Source organism: Bradyrhizobium sp. 138 (genome assembly GCF_023074075.1).
Classification (GTDB): Bacteria; Pseudomonadota; Alphaproteobacteria; order Rhizobiales; family Xanthobacteraceae; genus Bradyrhizobium.
Map to the genome: position 1 here is coordinate 380,073 of NZ_JADPKT010000003.1, position 19,982 is coordinate 400,054.

Sequence of the window (19,982 nt, forward strand, 5' to 3'; positions counted from 1 at the left end):
GCGAAAGCGTGCCCACGCATTTTTTGCGATCGAGAGAGCTGGTGGGCACGGCGCAAGGGCGCCTTTGCCCACCCTACGGCTGCGTCATACTCCCGCCACCGAGGCCCACACATCGGCAAGCTTCTTCCGCAGCGCCTGCGCGCGGGTCAGCGGCGGCGGCGTCTCGTCTTCTTCGGGCAGGCGCAGGCCGACGACGCTGACACGGCCGCCGGAGATCGAGCGCGCCACCAGCACGATCTCGTCCAGCGCGAGCTCGGCGCCCTCCTTCGGCGCGCGGTCGAGATGGACGTCGAAATAATCGGCGAGCGTGAGCTTGCTCTCGTCGTCGCTCACCTTCACGCCATAGATCTCGGCGAGCTCGGCGAGCGTATGCTCGCCGGAGACCATGAAGTCGCCGAGCAGATGCGGATCCGGCGCCGAGCTCGGCTGCATGTCGACGAAGAAGCGGTCGAGCGACTCGGCCTTTTCCGGCGGTGCCAGCAGATAGATGTAGTCGCCGGGCGCGATCGGGTCGGCCTCCGTCGGCGTCAGGATGTTCTCGTTGCGGATCACCAGCGTCGGCTTGGACCAGGACGGGATCAGGCCGCGGCGGAAATACAGGCTCTTGGGCCGCACCGGATAGCCGACCAGCTGCTGCTCGAGCTGGCCGGGCAGATCCAACTCGACGCGGCGCGGGCCGCGCTCGGCGCGCGGCAGCGCCACGTGCAGCTTGCGCGCGGCGGGTGCCAGGGTCCAGCCCTGCAGCAGCAGCGAGATGATGACGACGACGAAGGCGACATCGAAATAGAGATAGGCCTTGGAGAGGCCGACCAGCATCGGGATCGAGGCCAGGAAGATCGCGACGGCGCCGCGCAGGCCGGTCCACGCGATGAAGATCTTTTCACGCCAGTTGAAGCGGAATGGCGCCAGGCACGCGAACACCGCGATCGGCCGCGCCACCAGCATCAGCACGAGCGCGACGGCGACCGCTGGCAGCACGCTGGTGCCGAGCCTGCTCGGCGAGACCAGGAGGCCGAGCAGCACGAACATCACGATCTGCGCCAGCCAGGTCGCGGCATCGAGGAAGGCCACGACCGAGTTATGCGCGCGCGTCGGCCGGTTGCCGATGATGATGCCGGCGAGGTAGACCGCGAGAAAGCCGGAGGCGTGCAACATCTGCGAGCCGCCGAAGATCACCAGCGCGGCCGTGGTCACGAACGGCGCATGCAGTCCCTGCGGCAGCGCCACCTTGTTGAGCGCGATGACGACGAGGCGGCCGCCGAGCACACCGACGACGGCGCCCAGCACCGCCTCCAGGACGAACTCCATCAGCACATGGCCGGGCGAGCTCGAACCGACCGAGATGTACTCGACCAGCATCAGGGTGAGGAAGATCGCGAACGGATCGTTGGTGCCGGATTCCGCCTCCAGCGTCGCGCCGACGCGCGGGCGCAGGCGCAGGCCCTGGGTGTGCACCAGCAGGAACACGGCCGCCGCATCGGTCGAGGCCACCACGGCGCCGACCAGCAGCGACTCCGTCCAGTTGAGGTCGAGCGCGAATTTGGCGAACGGCGCCGTGATCAGCGCGGTCAAGAGCACGCCGACGGTCGCGAGCACCACCGACGGCGCCAGCACGGTGCGGATGCTGGCAAAGCGCGTGCGCAAGCCGCCGTCGAACAGGATCAGGGCCAGCGCCACCGAGCCGACCAGATAGGTGGTGCGGACGTCGTCGAACTGGAGCTGGCCGGGACCGGAATCGCCGGCGAGCATGCCGACCGCAAGGAAGACGAGCAGCAAGGGCGCGCCGAAGCGCAGCGCAAGCAGGCTCGACAGGATGCCGGCCATGACGAGGACGGCGCCGAGCAATATGGCGAGGCTGACGGAGTCGAGAGAGGCCATCCACCTTCCGGGTCAAAACAGCTGGAACGGCATCCTTATCGTCGCAGGACTCGCGCGCCAACCCATTTTCGTTCCTCGCGGCAATCTGCCCGTATTATACGGCCTTAACGTCCATCACATGCCGGTGTATCGATGGTCCGGCTGCGCCTGTTGTGGGATTCTGCGGCTCCCTCGAATCAATCCCTCCCCGCTTGCCGACGAGACCGATGGACATGGACCTCAAGGACTTCATGGAGTTCGTGCAGACCACCGCGCGCAGCGTCGGGGCGGAAATCTCCTCGCCCTGGTTCTACCTGCAATTCGGCCTGATTCTGGCCGCGGCCGGCATCGCCTATGCCGCGGAGGCCGCCGTCCGCAGCCGGATCGACATGACCTCGCTGGCGATGCGCTGGCCGCTGCCGCTCCGGCACTTCGCCCGGGTGATGGTCTCCAGCGCCTCGACGGCGGTGTTCACCTTGCTCGTGATCATCTCCCGCTTCGTGATGTACCACGCGACCTGGCCGAGCCGCTCTTATCTCCTGATGGTCGCCGCCAAGCTGGGCTTCGCCTGGCTCGTGATCCGGCTCGTGACCTCGGTGCTGCGCAATGCCTTCATCGTCAAGCTGGTGTCGATCACGGCGTGGTTTCTCGCAGCGCTCTCGATCCTCGGCCAGCTCGATACGACGGTCGACCTGCTCGATTCCTACGCGATCGTGCTCGGCGGCCTCAGGCTGACCCCGCTGCTGGTGCTCAAGGCCGGTGCGCTCCTTCTCATCGCGCTCTGGGCCACCAACATCGCGAGCAATTTCGCCGAGAGCCGGATCAACGCGACCACCGATCTGACGCCATCGGTGCAGGTGCTGCTGGTCAAGATCATCCGCATCGGGCTGCTTGCCATCGCCATCGTCATTGCGCTCGGCGCCGTCGGCATCGATCTTTCGGCGCTCGCGGTGTTCTCCGGTGCGGTCGGCGTCGGCATCGGTATCGGCCTGCAGAAGATCGTCGCCAACTTCATCTCGGGCATCATCCTGCTGGCCGACAAGTCGGTGAAGCCCGGCGACCTCGTCACTATCGGCGACAATACCGGCCGCATCAGCGCGATGAAGACGCGTTATATTTCCGTCGCCGCCGGCGATGGCCGCGAATTCCTGGTGCCGAACGAGGATCTGGTGACGCAAAAGGTCGTCAACTGGACCTATACCGACAAGAACACGTTGGTGAAGATCGCCTTCGGCACCAATTACGACGCCGACCCGAAGCTGGTCTGCAAGCTCGCCGCCGAAACCGCCGCCGCCCATCCGCGCGCGCAGAAGGGCAAGCCGCCGAACTGCATCCTGACCGAGTTCGCCGAAGCCGGGATGAAGTTCTCGCTGACCTTCTGGATCGCCGATCCCGACGGCATGGATACCGTCAAGAGCGACGTGATGCTGGCGTTGTGGGACGCCTTCAAGCGCGAGGGCATCCGGGTTCCCTACCCCGTCCGCGAAATCCGCATCCGCGGCGGCGCGCTGCCGGTGGAAACCACCGTAGAAGTCCCGAATTAGGCCTGCTCTCGGGTGCAGGGGCCGGTAAGATTCTCGTTTTGACGCGTTTTCTTCACGCGAACCGGTAGCCACTTCGCTCGAAAACGCCGTGCCTCGGCTTGCATGAAGGCCCGCAATCATTAAATTGGGGCCTGAAATCAAGCCTTTCCGCCGAAATCGAGATCAGCCCGGAAGATCGCCCAAGCATGAGCTACGTCGAAGCCACCGATACCTCCCTGCGCAAGACCGGACAGATCAAGCTGCATGGGCCGGCCGCCTTTGCCGGCATGCGCAAGGCCGGCGCGCTGGTGGCGAAGTGCCTCGACGAGCTCACCGACATCGTCGGACCGGGCGTGCCGACCTCGCGCATCGACGAATTCGTCCGCGACTTCGCCTTCAGCAACAATGCCTATCCGGCGACGCTGATGTATCGCGGCTATCGCTATTCGACCTGCACCTCGCTCAACCACGTGGTCTGCCACGGCATGCCCGGCGACCGTCCGCTGAAGGAAGGCGACATCGTCAACATCGACGTCACCTTCATCGTCGACGGCTGGTACGGCGATTCCAGCCGGATGTATGCGGTCGGCCCGATCGCCCGCAAGGCCGAGCGGCTGATCGAGGTGACGTATGAAGCGATGATGCGCGGCATCGCCGCGGTGAAACCCGGCGCCACCACCGGCGACATCGGTCACGCCATCCAGAGCTTCGTCGAGCCGCAGGGCATGAGCGTGGTGCGCGATTTCTGCGGCCACGGTTTGGGGCGCATGTTCCACGACGAGCCGAACATCATCCATATCGGCCGCCCCGGCGAAGGCGTGCAGCTCAAGCCAGGCATGTTCTTCACCATCGAGCCGATGATCAATCTCGGCAAGCCGCACGTGAAGATCCTCTCCGACGGCTGGACCGCCGTGACCCGCGACCGCTCGCTGTCGGCGCAGTTCGAGCACTCCGTCGGTGTGACGGCGACAGGCGTGGAGATTTTTACGCTGTCGGAGCGGCACGGCGAGAAGCAGATCGGGTGAGCCTCTAAGGGGACGCCGGCCAGCGCGAAGCGGATTTGCCGCCGCAATTGACGGTTGCAAAAGCCGAGTTCCCCGGCAATGCTGGCGGCCGATGCCCGCCAAGCCAGACCACGACAAGAGCAAGCCGGAGGACCCGCCGCACTATCACGGCCATCGCGAGCGGCTGCGCGAGCGCTTCTACAGCGCGGGCGCGGACGCGCTCAGCGACTACGAGCTGCTGGAGATGGCGCTGTTTCCGGCACTGCCGCGGCGCGACACCAAGCCGCTGGCGAAGGCGCTGATCAAGGCTTTTGGCTCGTTCGCCGAGGTCGTGCATGCGCCGGTGGCGCGGCTGCGCGAGGTCGACGGCATCGGCGAATCCGCGATCAACCAGCTCAAGCTGATCGCTGCCGCCGCGCACCGCGTCGCCAAGGGCGAGGTCAACAGCCGCAACGCGCTGTCGTCCTGGAACGAGGTGATCGCCTATTGCCGCACCAGCATGGCGTTTGCCGACAAGGAGCAGTTTCGCCTGCTGTTCCTCGACAAGCGCAACCAGCTCATTGCCGACGAGGTGCAGCAGACCGGCACTGTCGACCACACCCCGGTCTATCCGCGCGAAGTGATCAAGCGCGCACTCGAATTATCCGCGACCGCCTTGATCTTGGTGCACAATCATCCCTCCGGCGATCCCTCGCCGTCGCAGGCCGACATCCAGATGACGAAAGCCATCATCGACATCGCAAAGCCGCTGGGGATCGCCGTGCACGACCACATCATCGTCGGCAGAAGCGGGCACGCGAGCCTGCGCGGGATGCGGTTGATCTAGACTAGCTCAGAACACGGGGTTCTTGGCGACTTTCAAGTGCTCTTCGGCGGCCCTGAACCCGCTGAACGCCTTGAGCGTCAAGGCGGTCGGTTGCGGCTTCCATTCGGCAACCAGTTTCTCGGCTTTCTCGAGCTCCGGCTTGGACAACGTGGAAGCCATTTCGTTCACGTTTTTGGCCGGCGCCACCTTCGAGAGCTTGAAATACGCATACGACAGGGACAAATCTCTCGGCGTTCCCTTTCCGGCTGAATAGGCGCGGGCCAGGCTGAAGAGGGCCTCGGGCAGTCCCTGATCGCCTGCCATCTTCCACCATTTCAGCGCTTCTTCCGAATTGCCTTGTCGGTCATACATGAGGGCGACATCGTGCTGGGCACGCGCATAACCCGCTTTGGCGGATACAAGCTTGTATTTCAATGCTTGATCCGCATCGCTTGCGACGATGCCCGCGCCTTGCCCGTCATAATAACAACCGAGCTTGTACGCCCCCAGCGGATCGTTGGCCGCGGCCGATTTCTGAAACCACTCGAATGCCTGGCTGCGGTCCTGCTGCGTGCCGATGCCATTATTGTGCATCATGCCGACATGATATTGCGCCTCGGCATCTCCGCGGTTGGCCAACGCGACCATCGCATTGAAGGTGCGGGTGTCATTCGCGTTGGCGGGCATCACGAAGAACAGAAGGCACACAAAAGCCAGGGCAACGGATTTCATGTCAAAGCCCGATCGAGTTTGAACCATTCCGTCTTCGTCGCTCAAGACGCAAGAAAAGTTCGAAACCGGCAAAAATTCCGAAATCAGCGAATTTTTGGGGCGGAGTTCGTCCTGTCAGGGCTCGACCCAGCGCAGCACGGCCTCAGCGGTATCGGCGGGCGTGGTGTTGAAGCAGATCGCAGCTTCCGGGGCGAGGCGGTGGACGAGGTTGAGCACCTTCTCGAACAGCACCAGGCGTTCCTTCGGCTCGCGCAGGCCGGCACCGATCACGATGCAGTCGAAGCTCTCGTCGCGCAGCGCAGCGGTGACGCCGGCTTCTGCGGTCACGTCGAGATCGATCAGGCAGCTCGTGACCTCGAAGCCGAGATCGCGCAGGCGCAACAGCTGCGCCTCGATGTAGTCGCGCACGAGCTCCGGCGTCAGTTGAGGAAATGTGCTGTAGTCGGCATTGCCGGGTTCGATGCCGATCGCGAGGATGCGCTTGGCCATGCGGGACTCCTAGCCGAAACCGTCTCGCCTCACTAACGGACGGACGACGGCGCCGGTTCCCGGATGGGCAGCCCCGCCCGCATGGCCGGGGCCGCTGCCGATTTCCCATCCAGGTTGTAAGCCATTTCACATGCGCCGGGGCGGCGACCTGCCAGATTTACCTGAGATCATGCTGGCGTCACGCCCCGATCGCGCCAGCCGGTTCACCTGGTTTGCACGACATTCGATCATTCATTTGCGGAGCGGAACATGATTTCCTTCGAGAGTTTGAAAGCCGAATATGAGCGGAATTGGGCCAGTCTCGAGATCCGGCCCGGGCGCCTCACTGAAGCGAATGCGGTTGCCCGCAAGGCCCTCAACGGCAAGGCGACCTATCAGCAGATCGAGCGGCTGACGGGCGTCCCCTGGTACTTCACTGCGCTTTGCCACTACCGCGAGTCCAATTTCGATTTCGACACTTATCTCGGCAACGGCGAGTCACTGCATCACGTGACCACCATCGTGCCGAAAGGGCGCGGCCCCTTTGCCACCTTCGTGGACGGCGCCGTGGACGCGTTCAGACTAGAGAACTTCATCGGCGCCCGGGATTGGGGCATCGCGCGGATGCTGTTCCGGCTCGAGGCGTTCAACGGCTTCGGCTATCACGCCAAGGGCGTCAATTCGCCCTATCTCTATGGCGGCTCGACATTGTACGGGCCGCCCGAGGCACGGGCCGGAAAGTTCGTCCGCGACCATGTGTTCGACTCCAATCACGTCGATTCCCAGCTCGGCACCGCGGTGATCCTGCATGCGATGACGTCGCTGGATTCCTCGATCACGCTCGACGGCAGCCCGCAATTCGCCGGCCGCACCGAGCCGGAGGATGATACGGCCTCGACGGTCGTTCTCATGCAGCAGGCGCTCAACAAGCTCGGCGCCAATCCGCCGCTCGCCGAGGACGGTATCAGCGGAGTGAAGACCAGGGCCGCCGTCTCGCAATTCCAGCAACAGAACGGCTTGAGAGACACCGGGCTTCTCGATGCCGCCACGGTCGCCGCCATCACGCGCGCGACGCAGCAGCCGGGCACCGCCGGGCAGGCCGCCGATCTGTCCCACGTCCTGACGCGACTGGAAGATCTCGCGCAGGCGCTGCGGCCGGCCGTCGGCGGCACGACGCTGCCGGCGACGATCCCGGCCAAGACCGTGCCTGCCACCAGCGATCCGATCAGCCTGTTCGAGCGGCTCTTCTCCCTCATCAACAAGACGGCGCCGATGCCGGCACCAGTTACCCCGGCTACCCCCGCCCCCGTCGACCAGCTGAAACAGGTTGTCGATCTCCTCAGCACACTGCTCAACAAGGACGGCAAGCCCGTACTCGGTCAGGTCAACGGCGCGCTCGGCGACACCATCGGCAAGATGCTCAACGGCAAGAAGACCGCGCTCGGCATCGGCGGCTCCCTGATTACCGCGCTGCTGTCGTCGGTGACGGCGAGCCCCAGTGCGGGAGGCCTTGCCGGACTGCTCGGGACCGTCGTGTCGGCGGTGCCGGGCCTCGGCCAATTCGCGATGCCGATCTCGCTGGCGCTCGCGGCCTGGGGCGTGCTCGGCAAGATGGAGAAATGGGCGCAAGGCACCGCGCCGGCGCCGAAGCCGACGACGTAATTTGCGGCCATCCTTCGAGAGGCCCGCCTACGGCGGGCCCTCAGGATGAGGTCACGTTTCGCGTCGCCTATTGACGCAGCATGATCAGAGGATCGGCGGTGTCGGGGACGCGCCGCCACTGCGCGTTGTCGTCAGCCTCGAACTGCCAGGCGTCGCCTGATTTCGACATCAGGATGATCTGGCCGCGCTCGAGCCGCCATTGCGTCGGGTTGAACTGCGCGATCGTTGCGTCGCATTTCGGCTTGAGGAAGACCTGGAAATTGTCGGGGCTCGCCTCGGTGTTGGTCAGCGTCAGCCCGCAGATCGGCTGGCCGTTGCTGCGCACCATCGACCAGTCGCCGATCATCTGGTCCATCGACTTGGCCATGGAGCGGGCGGCGGCGAGGTCCTGCAGGATATAGACGCCCTCACCCTGGCGCAGGCCCTCGAAGATGCCGGCCTCGACCTCGGTGAAGTCGATCACGGCTTCACCGGTGGCGTCCTGCAAGCGGACGATGTCGAGGCCCCTGACGTTCCAGGAGGCGATGTCCTTGGTGAAAGGCAGCGCGGTCTTGCAGGCCGGCTCCAGCTCCAGCTTGAAACCCTGGCCTGCGGCGTCGGCCTTGAGGGTGACGACGCAGGTCTTGCTGCGCTCGGTGGTCGAGAGCTCCCATTGTCCGGGCATCGATTTCTTCAGGGTCGTTGCATCCTGCGCATGCGCGATGCCGATCGCGGCCAAATAGGCCGCGACGGCGCATGCAACGACCCGAAGAGCTGTCATCAGCGCCCCTTGAATGGCGTTTCGGCAACCGGTGTCAGCGGCGCCTTGCCTGAGAACCATGACTTGAGGTTGTCGACCACGAGCTGGTCCATCGCGTTGCGCGTCACCACCGAGGCCGAGCCGATATGCGGCAGCAGCACGACGTTCTGCATGGATTTGAGCTCGTCCGGCACGGTCGGCTCGGCCGCGAACACGTCGAGACCCGCGGCGAGAATGGTGCCCGATTTCAGCGCCTGCACCAGCGCCGGCTCATCAACCACCGAGCCGCGCGCCACGTTGATCAGCACGCCGCGCGGGCCGAGCGCCTTGAACACCTCGGCATTGATCATCTTGTTGGTGGAAGCACCGCCGGGCACGATCACCATCAGCGTATCCACCGCCTTCGCCATCTCAATCAGATCTGGATAGTGCTTGTAGGCGACATCCTTGGACGGGTTGCGCGAGTGATAGACCACCGGCACCAGCGAGGCATCGAGCCGGCGCGCGATGGCCTGGCCGATCCGGCCCATGCCGACGATGCCAACCTTGCGGTCGCGCAGCGAGCCGACGCTGAGCGGATAGTTCTGGGTCTGCCAGAGCCCGGAGCGAACATAGCGGTCGGCCTTGATGAATTCGCGCAAGGTGGAGATCAGAAGACCCATCGCGACGTCGGCGACCTCCTCGGTCAGCACGTCGGGCGTGTTGGTGACGATGATATTGTGCTCGGCCGCGTATTTGGCGTCGACGTGGTCGTAACCGACGCCGAAGCTCGCCACCATCTCGATCTTGGGCAGCTGCGACAACGAATCCTTGTCGGCGCGCACGGTGTGATAGGTCACTGCGACGCCGCGGATTTTTTCGCGGATCGCCGGCGTCAGCCGCTCGAGGTCACCACGCGTCTCGGCCTTGTGCACGACGAAATGGTCGGAAAACCCGTTCTCGAGGATCGGCCGCACCGGCCCATAGATCAGAAGGTCGATCTTTTCGGACGAAATCGAACCGGTAGACATCAGCTTTCCTTTCCAAGCGCGCTCTCATGCCAGCGCCGTAAAACGAGGTGCGAAACTAGCGCCAGCACCCCATAGATGACAATCCCGGCCAGCGACAACAGCAGCAGCGCTGCGAACATGCGGGGTATGTTCAATCGATAGCCTGATTCAGCGATCCTGTAGGCCAGCCCGGAGCCGGCGCCCGCCGTTCCCGCCGCGATCTCGGCCACCACCGCGCCGATCAGCGACAGGCCGCCGGCGATGCGCAGGCCGCCGAGAATGTAGGGCAACGCCGCCGGCAGCTTGAGAAAACGCAGCGCTTGCTGTGGCGAGGCGCCATAGAGCTGGAACAGGCCGATGAGGTTGCGGTCGACCGAATTGAGCCCGAGCGTGGTGTTGGACAGCACCGGGAAAAAGGCGACGATGAAGGCACAGACCACGACCGCGGTTTGCTGTTCCAGATAGATCAGGAGCAACGGCGCGATTGCGATCACCGGCGTCACCTGCAGCACGATTGCATAGGGAAAGAGCGAATACTCCACCCATTTCGACTGATTGAACAGCAGCGCCAGCGCGATGCCGCCGATGCTGGCGGCGACAAAACCTTCGAGCGTTGTCAACAGCGTGGTGGCGAGCGATTGTGACAGCACCGCCCAGTCCTTGATCAGCGTCAGGATGATGATTGACGGGGCCGGCAGCACGTAAGGCGGGATCTCCTTGAGGCGAACCACCAGTTCCCAAGCGAGAAGACCGGCCGCGAACACGATCACGGGCAGCACGAAGCGCAGCGCGCGTTGCGCACCCCGCGGTTTGGACGTGATCGCGGGCTGGGCGCTCATAGCACCGACTGCCCCGAATAGGACGGCGCCAGCGCGCCGGAGACCTTACGGCAATAGTCGCCGTAGGCGGTCGACGTGCGAAACTCTTCGCCGCGCGGCTCGACCGTCTCGATGCGGATGTCGGCCTGGATGCGGCCGGGCCGCGCCGTCATCACCACCACGCGCTGCGACAGATAGACGGATTCGAACACCGAATGGGTGACGAAGATGATTGTCTTGCCAAGACTGCGCCACAGCGCGAGCAGATCGTTGTTGAGGCGGAAGCGCGTGATCTCGTCGAGCGCGGCGAACGGCTCGTCCATCAGCAGGATATCGGGGTCGGTGACGAGCGCGCGCGCCAGCGACACCCGCATCTTCATGCCGCCGGAGAGCTCGCGCGGATAGGCGTCAGCGAAATCAGCCAGGCCGACGCTCGCCAGCGCGGCCTCAGTCCGCGCGCGCGCTTCTGCCTTCGGCACGCCGCCAAGCTTCAGTGGTAGCCGCACGTTCTCGTGCACGCTGGTCCAGGGCATCAGGGTCGGCTCCTGAAACACGAAACCGATGCCGTGACCCGGCTGCGGGGCGCCCTCACGGCGCGCCACCCGCACGCTGCCCGACGACGGCGCGCTGAGCTCTGCGATGATGCGCAGCACCGTCGACTTGCCGCAACCGGAGGGGCCCAGCAGCGAGATGAACTCGCCCTTGCGCACCGCGAGGTCGAACGGGCCGAGCGCCATGATTCCGTTGTCATAGGTCTTCGTCACGCCGCGCAGGCTGACGGCCAACGCCGTCAAGCTGGCCTCGACGGTGGATGAGGTTTGGGCAGCGGACATCGACCGTGGGTTACGGCTTGCTCGGGCGCAGCTCGACGCCGACGCCCTTGTTGACGAAGCGCAGCGTGTAGGATTTGCGGAAGTCGAGATCCGCCTTGACGACGCCGGCCTTGACCATCTTGTTGAAGAAGGAGGTGTAACGCTCGTCGCTCATCGCGCCGATGCCGTTCTTCACACTGTCGCCGGAATCGACGATGCCATGCTCCTTCATCTTGGCGACGGAATAGGCGAGCAGATCGTCGGTCATCTCAGGATTGAGCTTCTTGATCAGCGCGTTGCCGGCGGAATTGTCGCGGTAGATGTAATTGTACCAGCCGATCATGGAGGCATCGACGAAGCGCTGCACGAGGTCAGGCTTCTTCTCGACGACATCGCGGCGGGTCTCGACCAGGGTCGAATAGGTGTTGAATCCGTAGTCGGCGAGCAGCAGCACGTTGGGCTTGAAGCCGGCGGCCTTCTCCACCGCGAAGGGCTCTGACGTCACGTAGCCCTGCATGGCGCTCTTGGGATTGGCGATGAAAGGCTGCGGATTGAAATTGTAGGGGCGGACGTTCTTCTCGCTGAAGCCATATTCGGACTTCAGCCATTGGAAATAGCTGGTCATGCCCTCCTTGGAGACGAACAGCGTCAGCGGCTTCAAGTCCTCGATCTTGCCGACCTTGACATCCGGCTGCGTCAGCATCACCTGCGGATCCTTCTGGAAGATCGCGGCGATGGTCACGACCGGGACGTTGTTGGCGATTGCATCGAACGACATCAGCGTGTTCGCGGCCATGAAGAAATCGATCTTGCCGGCGATCAAGAGCATCCGATTGTTCTCGTTGGGCCCGCCGGGGACGATGGTGACGTCGAGGCCATATTTCTTGTAGGTGCCGTCAGCGACGGCCTGGAAGAAGCCGCCATGCTCGGCCTCGGCGACCCAGTTGGTGCCGAAGGTGACCTTGTCCAGCGTGTCGGCGCGCGCCGGGACGCCGCAAAGGAAAGCGGCCAAGAGGCCCGCCGTGAGCGTACGCCGCAGATGAAAGGGGGACATAATGGCACTCCGTCGATCGCTTCCGGCCAATCGCGTCTGGCTCATGTGAACACAACGCGATAAAACCGCATGACACCAGGGGACGCGAGCCGGCCGGGCCCGCATCCCCTGATAACCCAAATTACGTGACAAATTCGGGCAAAGAAACCTTGATGACGCCGTCCCGCGACTGGACCGAGATCCGCTGGGCCGATGCGAGCCCTGCGGAGATGTCGCGCTGGATCGCGGTGCTGCCGCTGGCGGCGACCGAGCAGCACGGCCCGCATCTGCCTGTCACAACCGACGTGCTGATCGCGGACGCCTATCTGGCGCGGGTGCGCGAGCTGTTGCCTGGGAATATTCCCGCGACGTTTCTGCCCGTCGAGCCGGTCGGAATTTCCACGGAGCATATCGATTATCCCGGTACGCAGACGCTGCCGACTGACGTCGCGCTGAAGCGATGGACAGGAATCGGCGAGGATGTCGCGCGGCGAGGGGTGAAGAAGCTCGTCATCATCACCAGCCATGGCGGCAACAGCGCGGCCATGATGTTGATTGCGCAGGATTTGCGCGCGTATCAAAAAATGTTCGTGGTGACGACGTCCTGGTCGCGGCTGTCGGGCGCTGACAAATTGTTCCCGGCCGACGAAGTCCGACACGGCATTCATGGCGGCGCCATCGAAACCTCGATCATGCTGGCGCGCTATCCCGATCAGGTGCGCAAAAATGCCATCGCGGATTTTCCCGCGAGCAGCATCGCGTTGGAAAAGCAGTATCGCTGGCTGTCGACGCAGCGGCCCGCACCGTTTGCCTGGCAGGCGCAGGACCTGAACGCCAGCGGCGCAGTCGGCAATGCGACATTGGCCGTGGCTGAGAAGGGCGAGCAGCTCATCGATCAAGGCGCCCGTGCTTTTTGCGAGCTTCTGAGCGAGGTCGATAACTTCGACGTGAACAGGCTCGCCAAGGGACCGCTCGGCTAGCCCATATCCATCTGGAGTTGTTCATAAAAATGCTTCGCTCCGGGAGCGGATTTGCCGCATTCGAACCGGACGCGAAGAGCCTCCGTCAAACTGGGCACGCGGGCCACAACGGACCGCCTCAACCCCGGATGGAGTTTCACATGTCGATCAAGACCAAGATTGCCGCTGTCGCTCTCGCTGCCCTCACCGTCACCGGCAGCATCGTGTCCACCACCTCCTCGGCCGAAGCCAAGCAGCCCGGTTGGGTCTGGGGTGTCGGTGCCGGCATCGCCACCGCCGCCGTCGTCGGCTCCGCGATCGCCGCCAGCAACGACCCCTATTACTACGGTTATCACCGCTGCGGCTGGGTCGCCCAGTACAACGCCTTCGGCCACTACGTCGGTCGCGTTCGTACCTGCTACTGATCTAGGTACCTGAGGCCGATCTCACGTGGATCCTGCGTCCGACACGGGCGCCTCATCCACCCCGTGTCGTGCCCCCGACCCCGCCCGGCTGTCCCCCCGGGCGGGGTCATTCTTTTTGGCCCTACGTATTTGTTGCAGCCGCGTCACACAGCGGTGCGAACCCTCTTCTGCGACGATGCTCACTAATTGCTATTGCGAATTAATCGCAATAAATCTTGCAATAGGCTCAGACGCCTGAGACGAAGTCGCGTCGAGCCTGGATCATCTCGGCCCGATCGCGTGGGTCCCGGAACCTGATGACAGCGTGGCCTCGAATTGGCAGGGATATCGCGGCGAATGGATAGATTCGCGTTTGGGGGCGTGCGTTTTGACGTCGAGAAGTCACAGACACCGGTGTTTGCGAACGGCTGCGGCGATTGCCACCGGCGTGCTGGCTCTTCCCGCCACAGGCACCGCGGCCGATCTGCCGCTGAAGGCCCCCGCGCTGCGCGCGGTCTATGATTGGACCGGGCTCTATATCGGTGCGCATGCCGGCTACAGCCGCGGCTCGTCGCACTTCGCGTTGAACGACGGCACCGCAGTCGGCGACAACGGCGTCTTCAGCGGCATGATCGGTGGCGTCCAGGCCGGCTACAATTACCGGCTCAACTCCGGCTGGCTGGTCGGCATCGAAGGCGATTTCTCGTTTCCCAATTCCATCACCTCGAACTCGATCGTCTCGTTCCTGACGACGCCCGCCAACACCGTCACGCAGCAATGGGACTACACCGCGAGCCTGCGCGGCCGCGTCGGCTACACCAGCGGTCCGTGGCTGGTCTACGCCACCGGCGGCTTTGCATGGATGGGCGAGCGCTATTTCGACACGCCGGCCTCCGGCGCCGAAATCCCGAAGATCTTGAACACGCGACCCGGCTGGGTCGCGGGCGCCGGCGTCGAATACGGTTTCGCGCCGCATTGGAGCGCACGGCTCGAATATCTCTACAGCCGCTTCGATGGCGCCAATGTCGCGTTCTCCACCGGCGCCCAATACGCCTCCTCGTCGCTCGACTTCCAGCAGGCCAGGCTCGGCCTCAACCGCAAGGTGGATTGGCCGGGCATGAAGAGCTACGACCCGAAAAGCTCTCTGATCGACACGGAATCCGATCGCTGGGAGATCCACGGCCAGAGCACCTATCTGCCGCAAGGCTATCCGTCGTTCCCCGCGCTCTATACCGGACCGAACTCGCTCTCGCCGTCGCGGCAAGCCAAGGCGACCTGGAGCAACAGCCTGTTCCTGAACGCACGGCTGTGGGACGGCGGCGAGGTCTATTACAACCCGGAACTGCTGCAGGGATTTGGACTGAACGACACAGTCGGCGCCGCCGGCTTCCCGAACGGCGAAGCGCAAAAGTCGAACTTCCCCTATCCGCATTACAACACCTCGCGCCTGTTCGTGCGCCAGACCTTTGGATTTGGCGGCGAGCAGGAAGAGCTCGCGAGCGGGCAGCTGCAGCTGGGACAGAAGGTCGATGTGTCCCGCCTCACCGTGCAGGCCGGCAAGTTCGCGGTGGTCGACGTGTTCGATGGCAATGCCTACGCCAAGGACACCCGCAAGGACTTCATGAACTGGTCGCTGTGGGCGCCGGGCGCTTTCGACTATTCCGCCGACAAGGTCGGCCTCACCTACGGCGTCACCGCCGAGCTCAACCAGAAGCATTGGGCGCTGCGCGGCGGCTATTTCCTGATGGTGTCCGAGTCCAATTCGAATCATTTCGACACCAGGGTCGGGGAGCGCGGCCAGTACGTGCTCGAGCTCGAGACGCGCTTCTCGCTGTTCGGCCAGCCCGGCAAGCTCAGGACCATGGGCTGGCTCGACAGCGCCAATATGGGCAGCTTCCGCGAGACGCTGGACAATCCCGCGCTCAATCTCGACATCGCGCAGACCCGGCGCGGCCGCGTGAAGTACGGCTACGTGCTCAACCTCGAGCAGGCGATCACGGACGATGTCGGGGTGTTCGGCCGCTGGAGCTGGAACGACGGCCGTTTCGAAACGCTGGCCTTCACCGACATTCATCGCAGCCTGTCCGCGGGGTTGTCGATCAAGGGCACGACATGGGGCCGGCCCGACGACGTGATCGGCGTCGGCGGCGCCATCAACGCGATTTCGCAGGACTACCGCGACTTCCTCGCCGCCGGCGGCCTCGGCGTCCTGATCGGCGACGGCGCGCTCAACTACCGCAAGGAGCGCATCCTCGAGACCTATTACGCCTATGCGCTGAACAAGAATCTCACCCTCACCGCCGACTACCAGCTGATCGTCAACCCCGCCTACAATGCCGACCGCGGACCGGTGTCGGTGTTCTCGGGGCGGCTGCACGGGGAGTTCTGAGCTGCGGCTCCGGCGATGGCCGGGTGATGGGCCGCGGTATTCAGTGGGACTGTAACCCCTCACCCGGATCGCATCTTCGATGCGATCCGACCTCTCCCTACGGGAGAGGTGTTCGAGTCCTTGGCTCGCTTCGATCCATTCGATGACGAATTTCTACGCCGCGCGGATCGCGTCCAAAAATTTTCCGACCTCGGTCTTGAGACGGCTGCTTTCGCCTGAGAGCGACCTTGCCGACGCGAGCACGTTGGAAGATGCCGATCCGGTCTGGCTGGCGCCGCGCTGGACGTCGACGATGCTGGCGGAGACCTGCTGAGTGCCGCGCGCCGCCTGCTGCACGTTGCGCGAAATCTCCCGCGTCGCTGCGCCCTGCTCCTCGACCGCCGCGGCGATCGCGGACGCAATCTCCGACATGCGCGAGATGGTGTCGCCGATCGACTTGATGGCGCCGACGGAATCCTCGGTCGCGGCCTGAATGCCCGAGATCTGCTGGCTGATCTCGCCGGTGGCCTTGGCGGTCTGCTCGGCGAGCGCCTTGACCTCGGAGGCGACCACGGCGAAGCCGCGTCCGGCCTCGCCGGCGCGCGCCGCCTCGATGGTGGCATTGAGCGCCAGGAGATTGGTCTGGCCCGCGATCTGGCTGATGAGCTCGACGACGTCGCCGATCCGGCCCGCGGCCTTGGCGAGCTCGCCGACATGGTCGTTGGTCCGCCCGGCCTGCTGCACGGCCTCTCCGGCGATGCGCGCGGAGTCCTGCACCTGCCGGCTGATCTCGTCGACCGACGAGGCCATCTCCTCGGCCGCCGCGGCGACGGTCTGGACATTGGTGGAGGCCTGTTCGGAGGCGGCAGCGACGGTCGCGGTGACCTTTTCAGATTGATCGGTCGCGCTCGTCAGCGTTCCCGCGGACACTTCGAGCTCCGAGGAGGCCGACGACACCGTGTTGATCACGTCGCCGATCATGGCTTCGAACTCGCGCGCGATCTGGTCCATGCGCTGGCTGCGCCGGAGCTTCGCGTCGGCCTCGATTGCTGCCGCCGCGTCGGCTTCCTTCTTGGCGAGCAGAGAATCCTTGAAGTGCTGCAGCGAGCCCGCCACCTGGCCGATCTCATCATTGCGGCCTGTTGCCGGGATCTCGACCTCGTGGTGTCCGGCGGCGAGGGTTCCGATCACGTCCGCGATCCGGCCGAGCGGTGTCACCACGCGGCTGCGCAGCATCATGGTCACGCCGCCGAGCGTTCCGAGCAGGGCAAGCACGGCCACGCCCGCCAGCGCGAGCATCGCGAAGGCGCCGTCGCGCGCGGCCGAGGCACGCTCGGCGGCTTCCGCCAGCGCAGCGTCGCGCACGCCGTAGAACATCTGGATGGCCGGCACGATGGCCTTCGCCAGCTCGTCGGCGTTGAGGCCGTACTTGCCGTCGCCCTTCGCCGCAGGCATCTCCTTCTCCACGGCCGAGGCTGCTTTTCCAAAATAGGATTCCGTCGCCGCCTTCAGCGCGGTGGCGATGCGGGGCGGATTGCCGAGCTGCTCCATGCCGGCTTCGATGCGCTCGCGGTCGGCTTCCACACGTCCCTGCATGCGATCCATCAGCGACAATTCGGCCGGCGTGAGCGGGCGGCGTGCGGACAGCGCCGGGGACAGCGTGGCAGCGCGGCTGCCGGCGGAAACCCGCAGGTCCTGCGCGGTCCGCGCCAGGCTCAACAGTGCCGCAAGCGAGGAATCAGCATTGATCACCTTCGCTTCGAGCCGGTTCATGACGGGTTCTATATTGGCGAGGACCTCGGCAACACCGGGCAGGAAGCCCTTGATCGCGGCGCTGTCGCGTGCCGCCAGAGCAAGACCCATTGCACGATCGGCCGCCGCGGTGATCTCCTTCAGCCGCCGTACGGCGCGGTCGAGATTTTCACTGATCGCTGCGCCGTCATCCAGCACCATGATGGCGCGCTTTGCGGCCTCGAAGCCGGCTTCGGCAGCTTTCGCGGCCTTTGCCGCAGCTTCGAGCTGAGCCTGGGTCGCAACGGCTTCCTGGAAGATCGGGCCGATGTAGGGAGCGCGGAGACTCGCAACGTGCTGGCTGGCCATCAGCGTCGCACCGAAGGCATCGACCGTCTTGATCGCGTCGGAGCGGTTCGTGAAGATGCGCGTCTGGGGTATCAGCACCTCGGCGCCGAGGATGACCGCAAAAACCGTCACCGTCAGCATCGACAACGCGAAAAGCTTCCCGATCCGCATCCTGGATCCCCCGAATATATTTCTGCAATGTCGAAAACCTAGCCGCCGGCCACTAAGAGCCCGTTAAACAAGGAGTCCCGTAGTTCCACGGACGCATGCGGGAGCTTGTCGGGATGCCCCTTCGATCGCCCGCAGTTCCCGCGGGCACCAAATGAGGCAAAATTGACGGCATTTCCTCGCCGAATACCTATATCAAGGCATGTGCCGTTCGTACGGCGGCACTCACTTACCTCGGAACGTCAATGCTCTCGGTCGAACTCGTCATCGTCGTCGTCCTGATCGTCATCAATGGCCTCTTGTCCATGTCCGAGCTGGCCGTGGTCTCGTCCCGTCCGGCCCGGCTGTCGCTGCTCGCCGCCAAGGGCATCCGCGGCGCCGAGCGGGCGCTGACGCTGGCGGCCGATCCCGGCAAATTCCTCTCGACGGTGCAGATCGGCATCACGCTCGTCGGGGTGCTCTCCGGCGCGTTCTCGGGCGCGACGCTCGGACAACGGCTGACGCAATGGCTGCTCGAGCTCGGCCTGTCCCCCGGCATTGCCGACATCGTCGGCGTCGGAATCGTCGTGACACTCATCACCTACGCCACCCTGATCGTCGGCGAGCTGGTGCCGAAACAGGTGGCGCTGCGCGATCCCGAAAGCATCGCGGTGAGGGTTGCGCCAGCCATGCACATGCTTGCCAAGGTCTCGCTGCCGCTGGTCTTTCTGCTCGACGTCTCCGGCAGGCTGATCCTCACGCTGCTCGGCCGTGGCGGCAAGTCCGAGGAGAAGGTCTCGGAGGACGAGATCCATCACCTCGTCAGCGAGGCCGAGAGCGCAGGTGTGCTCGAACCCGGCGAGAAGGAGATGATCGCCGGCGTGATGCGGCTCGGCGACCGTCCGGTGGGCGCCGTCATGACGCCGCGCACGGAGGTCGACGAGATCGACCTGAACGACGATGTGGCCGCCATCCAGGAGATCATCGCCAAGAGCCCGCACTCGCGCTTTCCCGTCTCCGATGGCGACCGCGACAAGCCGATCGGCGTGCTACAGGCCAAGGACCTGCTGGTCGCCTATATGAACGAACGCAACCCCGACCTGCGCGCGCTCGTGCGCGAGGCGCCCGGCATCCCGGCGTCGGCAGACGCGCGCGACGTGCTGACCATCCTGAAAACTGCTCCGGTGCATGTCGGGTTCGTCTACGACGAATATGGTGGCTTCGAAGGCATGGTGACGGCCGCCGACATTCTCGAATCGATCGTCGGCGCCTTCCATTCGGAAGCGGGACCGCCGGAGCCGGCCTATGTCAGGCGCGCCGACGACTCGTTTCTGATCTCCGGCTGGATGCCGGTCGACGAGTTCGGCGAGTTGCTCGGCGTCGAATTGCCGCCGCACCGCTACAACACGGTGGCGGGCCTGGTGCTGCAACAGTTCAACGCGCTGCCCGACACGGGCGATGCCTTCGACTTCGGCGGCTGGCATATCGAGGTGATCGATCTCGATGGACGGCGCATCGACAAGATCTTGGCGAGCCGATTGAGCGAGGTCGAGACGGGGTAAATTGAGCGGAGGGGCGAGCCC

17 protein-coding genes are annotated in these 19,982 nt (G+C 64.5%); 8 read left to right on the forward strand and 9 right to left on the reverse strand.

The window, feature by feature from the left end; all coding sequences use genetic code 11:
* Nucleotides 1-84 precede the first annotated feature (84 nt).
* Nucleotides 85-1,878 (reverse strand): potassium/proton antiporter, encoded by a 1,794-nt coding sequence (locus IVA79_RS02785; protein WP_247550245.1) that lies wholly within the window; start codon nt 1,876-1,878, stop codon nt 85-87.
* 206 nt (nt 1,879-2,084) lie between these two features.
* Between IVA79_RS02785 and IVA79_RS02790 the strand changes: the two genes are divergently transcribed.
* From IVA79_RS02790 to radC, 3 genes are all read left to right on the forward strand, one after another.
* Entirely contained in the window at nt 2,085-3,401 is a 1,317-nt protein-coding gene (locus IVA79_RS02790; RefSeq protein ID WP_247550246.1) for a mechanosensitive ion channel domain-containing protein, read from the forward strand.
* A 185-nt stretch (nt 3,402-3,586) separates the two neighbouring features.
* Entirely contained in the window at nt 3,587-4,405 is an 819-nt protein-coding gene (map, locus tag IVA79_RS02795) for a type I methionyl aminopeptidase (RefSeq protein ID WP_247550247.1), read from the forward strand.
* 91 nt (nt 4,406-4,496) lie between these two features.
* On the forward strand, nt 4,497-5,210 hold the full coding sequence (gene radC / locus IVA79_RS02800; RefSeq protein WP_247550248.1) for a DNA repair protein RadC: 714 nt from the start codon (nt 4,497-4,499) through the stop codon (nt 5,208-5,210).
* Between the two features lie 6 nt (nt 5,211-5,216).
* On the opposite strand, the gene IVA79_RS02805 is transcribed toward radC, so the two are convergent.
* Together IVA79_RS02805 and IVA79_RS02810 are read right to left on the reverse strand one after the other, a co-directional pair.
* Nucleotides 5,217-5,921, reverse strand: a complete 705-nt coding sequence (locus IVA79_RS02805; RefSeq protein WP_247550249.1) for a tetratricopeptide repeat protein — start codon at nt 5,919-5,921, stop codon at nt 5,217-5,219.
* 114 nt (nt 5,922-6,035) lie between these two features.
* Entirely contained in the window at nt 6,036-6,410 is a 375-nt protein-coding gene (locus IVA79_RS02810) for a hypothetical protein (RefSeq protein ID WP_247550250.1), read from the reverse strand.
* A gap of 249 nt (nt 6,411-6,659) precedes the next feature.
* Between IVA79_RS02810 and IVA79_RS02815 the strand changes: the two genes are divergently transcribed.
* Nucleotides 6,660-8,051, forward strand: a complete 1,392-nt coding sequence (locus tag IVA79_RS02815) for a peptidoglycan-binding protein (protein ID WP_247550251.1) — start codon at nt 6,660-6,662, stop codon at nt 8,049-8,051.
* Nucleotides 8,052-8,118: 67 nt separating this feature from the next.
* Here the strand turns inward: IVA79_RS02815 and IVA79_RS02820 are convergent, their stop codons facing one another.
* Genes IVA79_RS02820 through IVA79_RS02840 form a run of 5 tightly spaced genes read right to left on the reverse strand, consistent with a single transcriptional unit; the run spans nt 8,119 to nt 12,463 of the window.
* Nucleotides 8,119-8,811 carry an AprI/Inh family metalloprotease inhibitor gene (locus IVA79_RS02820; protein ID WP_247550252.1) on the reverse strand — a complete coding sequence of 231 codons (693 nt, stop codon included), beginning with the start codon at nt 8,809-8,811 and terminating at the stop codon, nt 8,119-8,121.
* The gene (locus IVA79_RS02825) at nt 8,811-9,800 is read right to left on the reverse strand and encodes a 2-hydroxyacid dehydrogenase (RefSeq protein ID WP_247550253.1); all 990 of its coding nucleotides are present in this window, start codon (nt 9,798-9,800) and stop codon (nt 8,811-8,813) included. Before IVA79_RS02825 ends, IVA79_RS02820 begins: the two co-directional genes overlap by 1 nt.
* A complete protein-coding gene (locus IVA79_RS02830) occupies nt 9,800-10,618 on the reverse strand; it encodes an ABC transporter permease (RefSeq protein ID WP_247550254.1) in 819 nt (272 codons plus the stop codon). The genes IVA79_RS02825 and IVA79_RS02830 overlap by 1 nt, the downstream gene beginning before the upstream one ends.
* On the reverse strand, nt 10,615-11,430 hold the full coding sequence (locus tag IVA79_RS02835; RefSeq protein WP_247550255.1) for an ABC transporter ATP-binding protein: 816 nt from the start codon (nt 11,428-11,430) through the stop codon (nt 10,615-10,617). The genes IVA79_RS02830 and IVA79_RS02835 overlap by 4 nt, the downstream gene beginning before the upstream one ends.
* A 10-nt stretch (nt 11,431-11,440) precedes the next feature.
* Entirely contained in the window at nt 11,441-12,463 is a 1,023-nt protein-coding gene (locus tag IVA79_RS02840) for an ABC transporter substrate-binding protein (RefSeq protein ID WP_247550256.1), read from the reverse strand.
* A 152-nt stretch (nt 12,464-12,615) separates the two neighbouring features.
* Here IVA79_RS02840 and IVA79_RS02845 point away from each other — a divergent pair, with 152 nt between their 5' ends.
* From IVA79_RS02845 to IVA79_RS02855, 3 genes are all read left to right on the forward strand, one after another.
* The gene (locus tag IVA79_RS02845; RefSeq protein WP_247550257.1) at nt 12,616-13,422 is read left to right on the forward strand and encodes a creatininase family protein; all 807 of its coding nucleotides are present in this window, start codon (nt 12,616-12,618) and stop codon (nt 13,420-13,422) included.
* Between the two features lie 140 nt (nt 13,423-13,562).
* Complete coding sequence (locus IVA79_RS02850; protein WP_247550258.1) at nt 13,563-13,826, forward strand: hypothetical protein; 264 nt, start codon at nt 13,563-13,565, stop codon at nt 13,824-13,826.
* Between the two features lie 397 nt (nt 13,827-14,223).
* A complete protein-coding gene (locus tag IVA79_RS02855; RefSeq protein ID WP_247550259.1) occupies nt 14,224-16,194 on the forward strand; it encodes a carbohydrate porin in 1,971 nt (656 codons plus the stop codon).
* 153 nt (nt 16,195-16,347) lie between these two features.
* Here IVA79_RS02855 and IVA79_RS02860 read toward each other — a convergent pair whose 3' ends face one another.
* Nucleotides 16,348-18,423, reverse strand: coding sequence for a HAMP domain-containing methyl-accepting chemotaxis protein (locus IVA79_RS02860; protein ID WP_247550260.1), 2,076 nt, complete (start codon nt 18,421-18,423; stop codon nt 16,348-16,350).
* A gap of 242 nt (nt 18,424-18,665) precedes the next feature.
* On the opposite strand from IVA79_RS02860, the gene IVA79_RS02865 reads away from it, so the two are divergent.
* Nucleotides 18,666-19,961, forward strand: coding sequence for a hemolysin family protein (locus IVA79_RS02865; RefSeq protein WP_247550261.1), 1,296 nt, complete (start codon nt 18,666-18,668; stop codon nt 19,959-19,961).
* Nucleotides 19,962-19,982: the final 21 nt, after the last annotated feature.

Coding starts and splice junctions, on each gene's coding strand:
- IVA79_RS02785 (WP_247550245.1), bottom strand. CDS start 1,878: ATGGCCTCTCTCGACTCCGTCAGCCTCGCCATATTGCTCGGCGCCGTC.
- IVA79_RS02790 (WP_247550246.1), top strand. CDS start 2,085: ATGGACATGGACCTCAAGGACTTCATGGAGTTCGTGCAGACCACCGCG.
- map (WP_247550247.1), top strand. CDS start 3,587: ATGAGCTACGTCGAAGCCACCGATACCTCCCTGCGCAAGACCGGACAG.
- radC (WP_247550248.1), top strand. CDS start 4,497: ATGCCCGCCAAGCCAGACCACGACAAGAGCAAGCCGGAGGACCCGCCG.
- IVA79_RS02805 (WP_247550249.1), bottom strand. CDS start 5,921: ATGAAATCCGTTGCCCTGGCTTTTGTGTGCCTTCTGTTCTTCGTGATG.
- IVA79_RS02810 (WP_247550250.1), bottom strand. CDS start 6,410: ATGGCCAAGCGCATCCTCGCGATCGGCATCGAACCCGGCAATGCCGAC.
- IVA79_RS02815 (WP_247550251.1), top strand. CDS start 6,660: ATGATTTCCTTCGAGAGTTTGAAAGCCGAATATGAGCGGAATTGGGCC.
- IVA79_RS02820 (WP_247550252.1), bottom strand. CDS start 8,811: ATGACAGCTCTTCGGGTCGTTGCATGCGCCGTCGCGGCCTATTTGGCC.
- IVA79_RS02825 (WP_247550253.1), bottom strand. CDS start 9,800: ATGTCTACCGGTTCGATTTCGTCCGAAAAGATCGACCTTCTGATCTAT.
- IVA79_RS02830 (WP_247550254.1), bottom strand. CDS start 10,618: ATGAGCGCCCAGCCCGCGATCACGTCCAAACCGCGGGGTGCGCAACGC.
- IVA79_RS02835 (WP_247550255.1), bottom strand. CDS start 11,430: ATGTCCGCTGCCCAAACCTCATCCACCGTCGAGGCCAGCTTGACGGCG.
- IVA79_RS02840 (WP_247550256.1), bottom strand. CDS start 12,463: ATGTCCCCCTTTCATCTGCGGCGTACGCTCACGGCGGGCCTCTTGGCC.
- IVA79_RS02845 (WP_247550257.1), top strand. CDS start 12,616: ATGACGCCGTCCCGCGACTGGACCGAGATCCGCTGGGCCGATGCGAGC.
- IVA79_RS02850 (WP_247550258.1), top strand. CDS start 13,563: ATGTCGATCAAGACCAAGATTGCCGCTGTCGCTCTCGCTGCCCTCACC.
- IVA79_RS02860 (WP_247550260.1), bottom strand. CDS start 18,423: ATGCGGATCGGGAAGCTTTTCGCGTTGTCGATGCTGACGGTGACGGTT.
- IVA79_RS02865 (WP_247550261.1), top strand. CDS start 18,666: ATGCTCTCGGTCGAACTCGTCATCGTCGTCGTCCTGATCGTCATCAAT.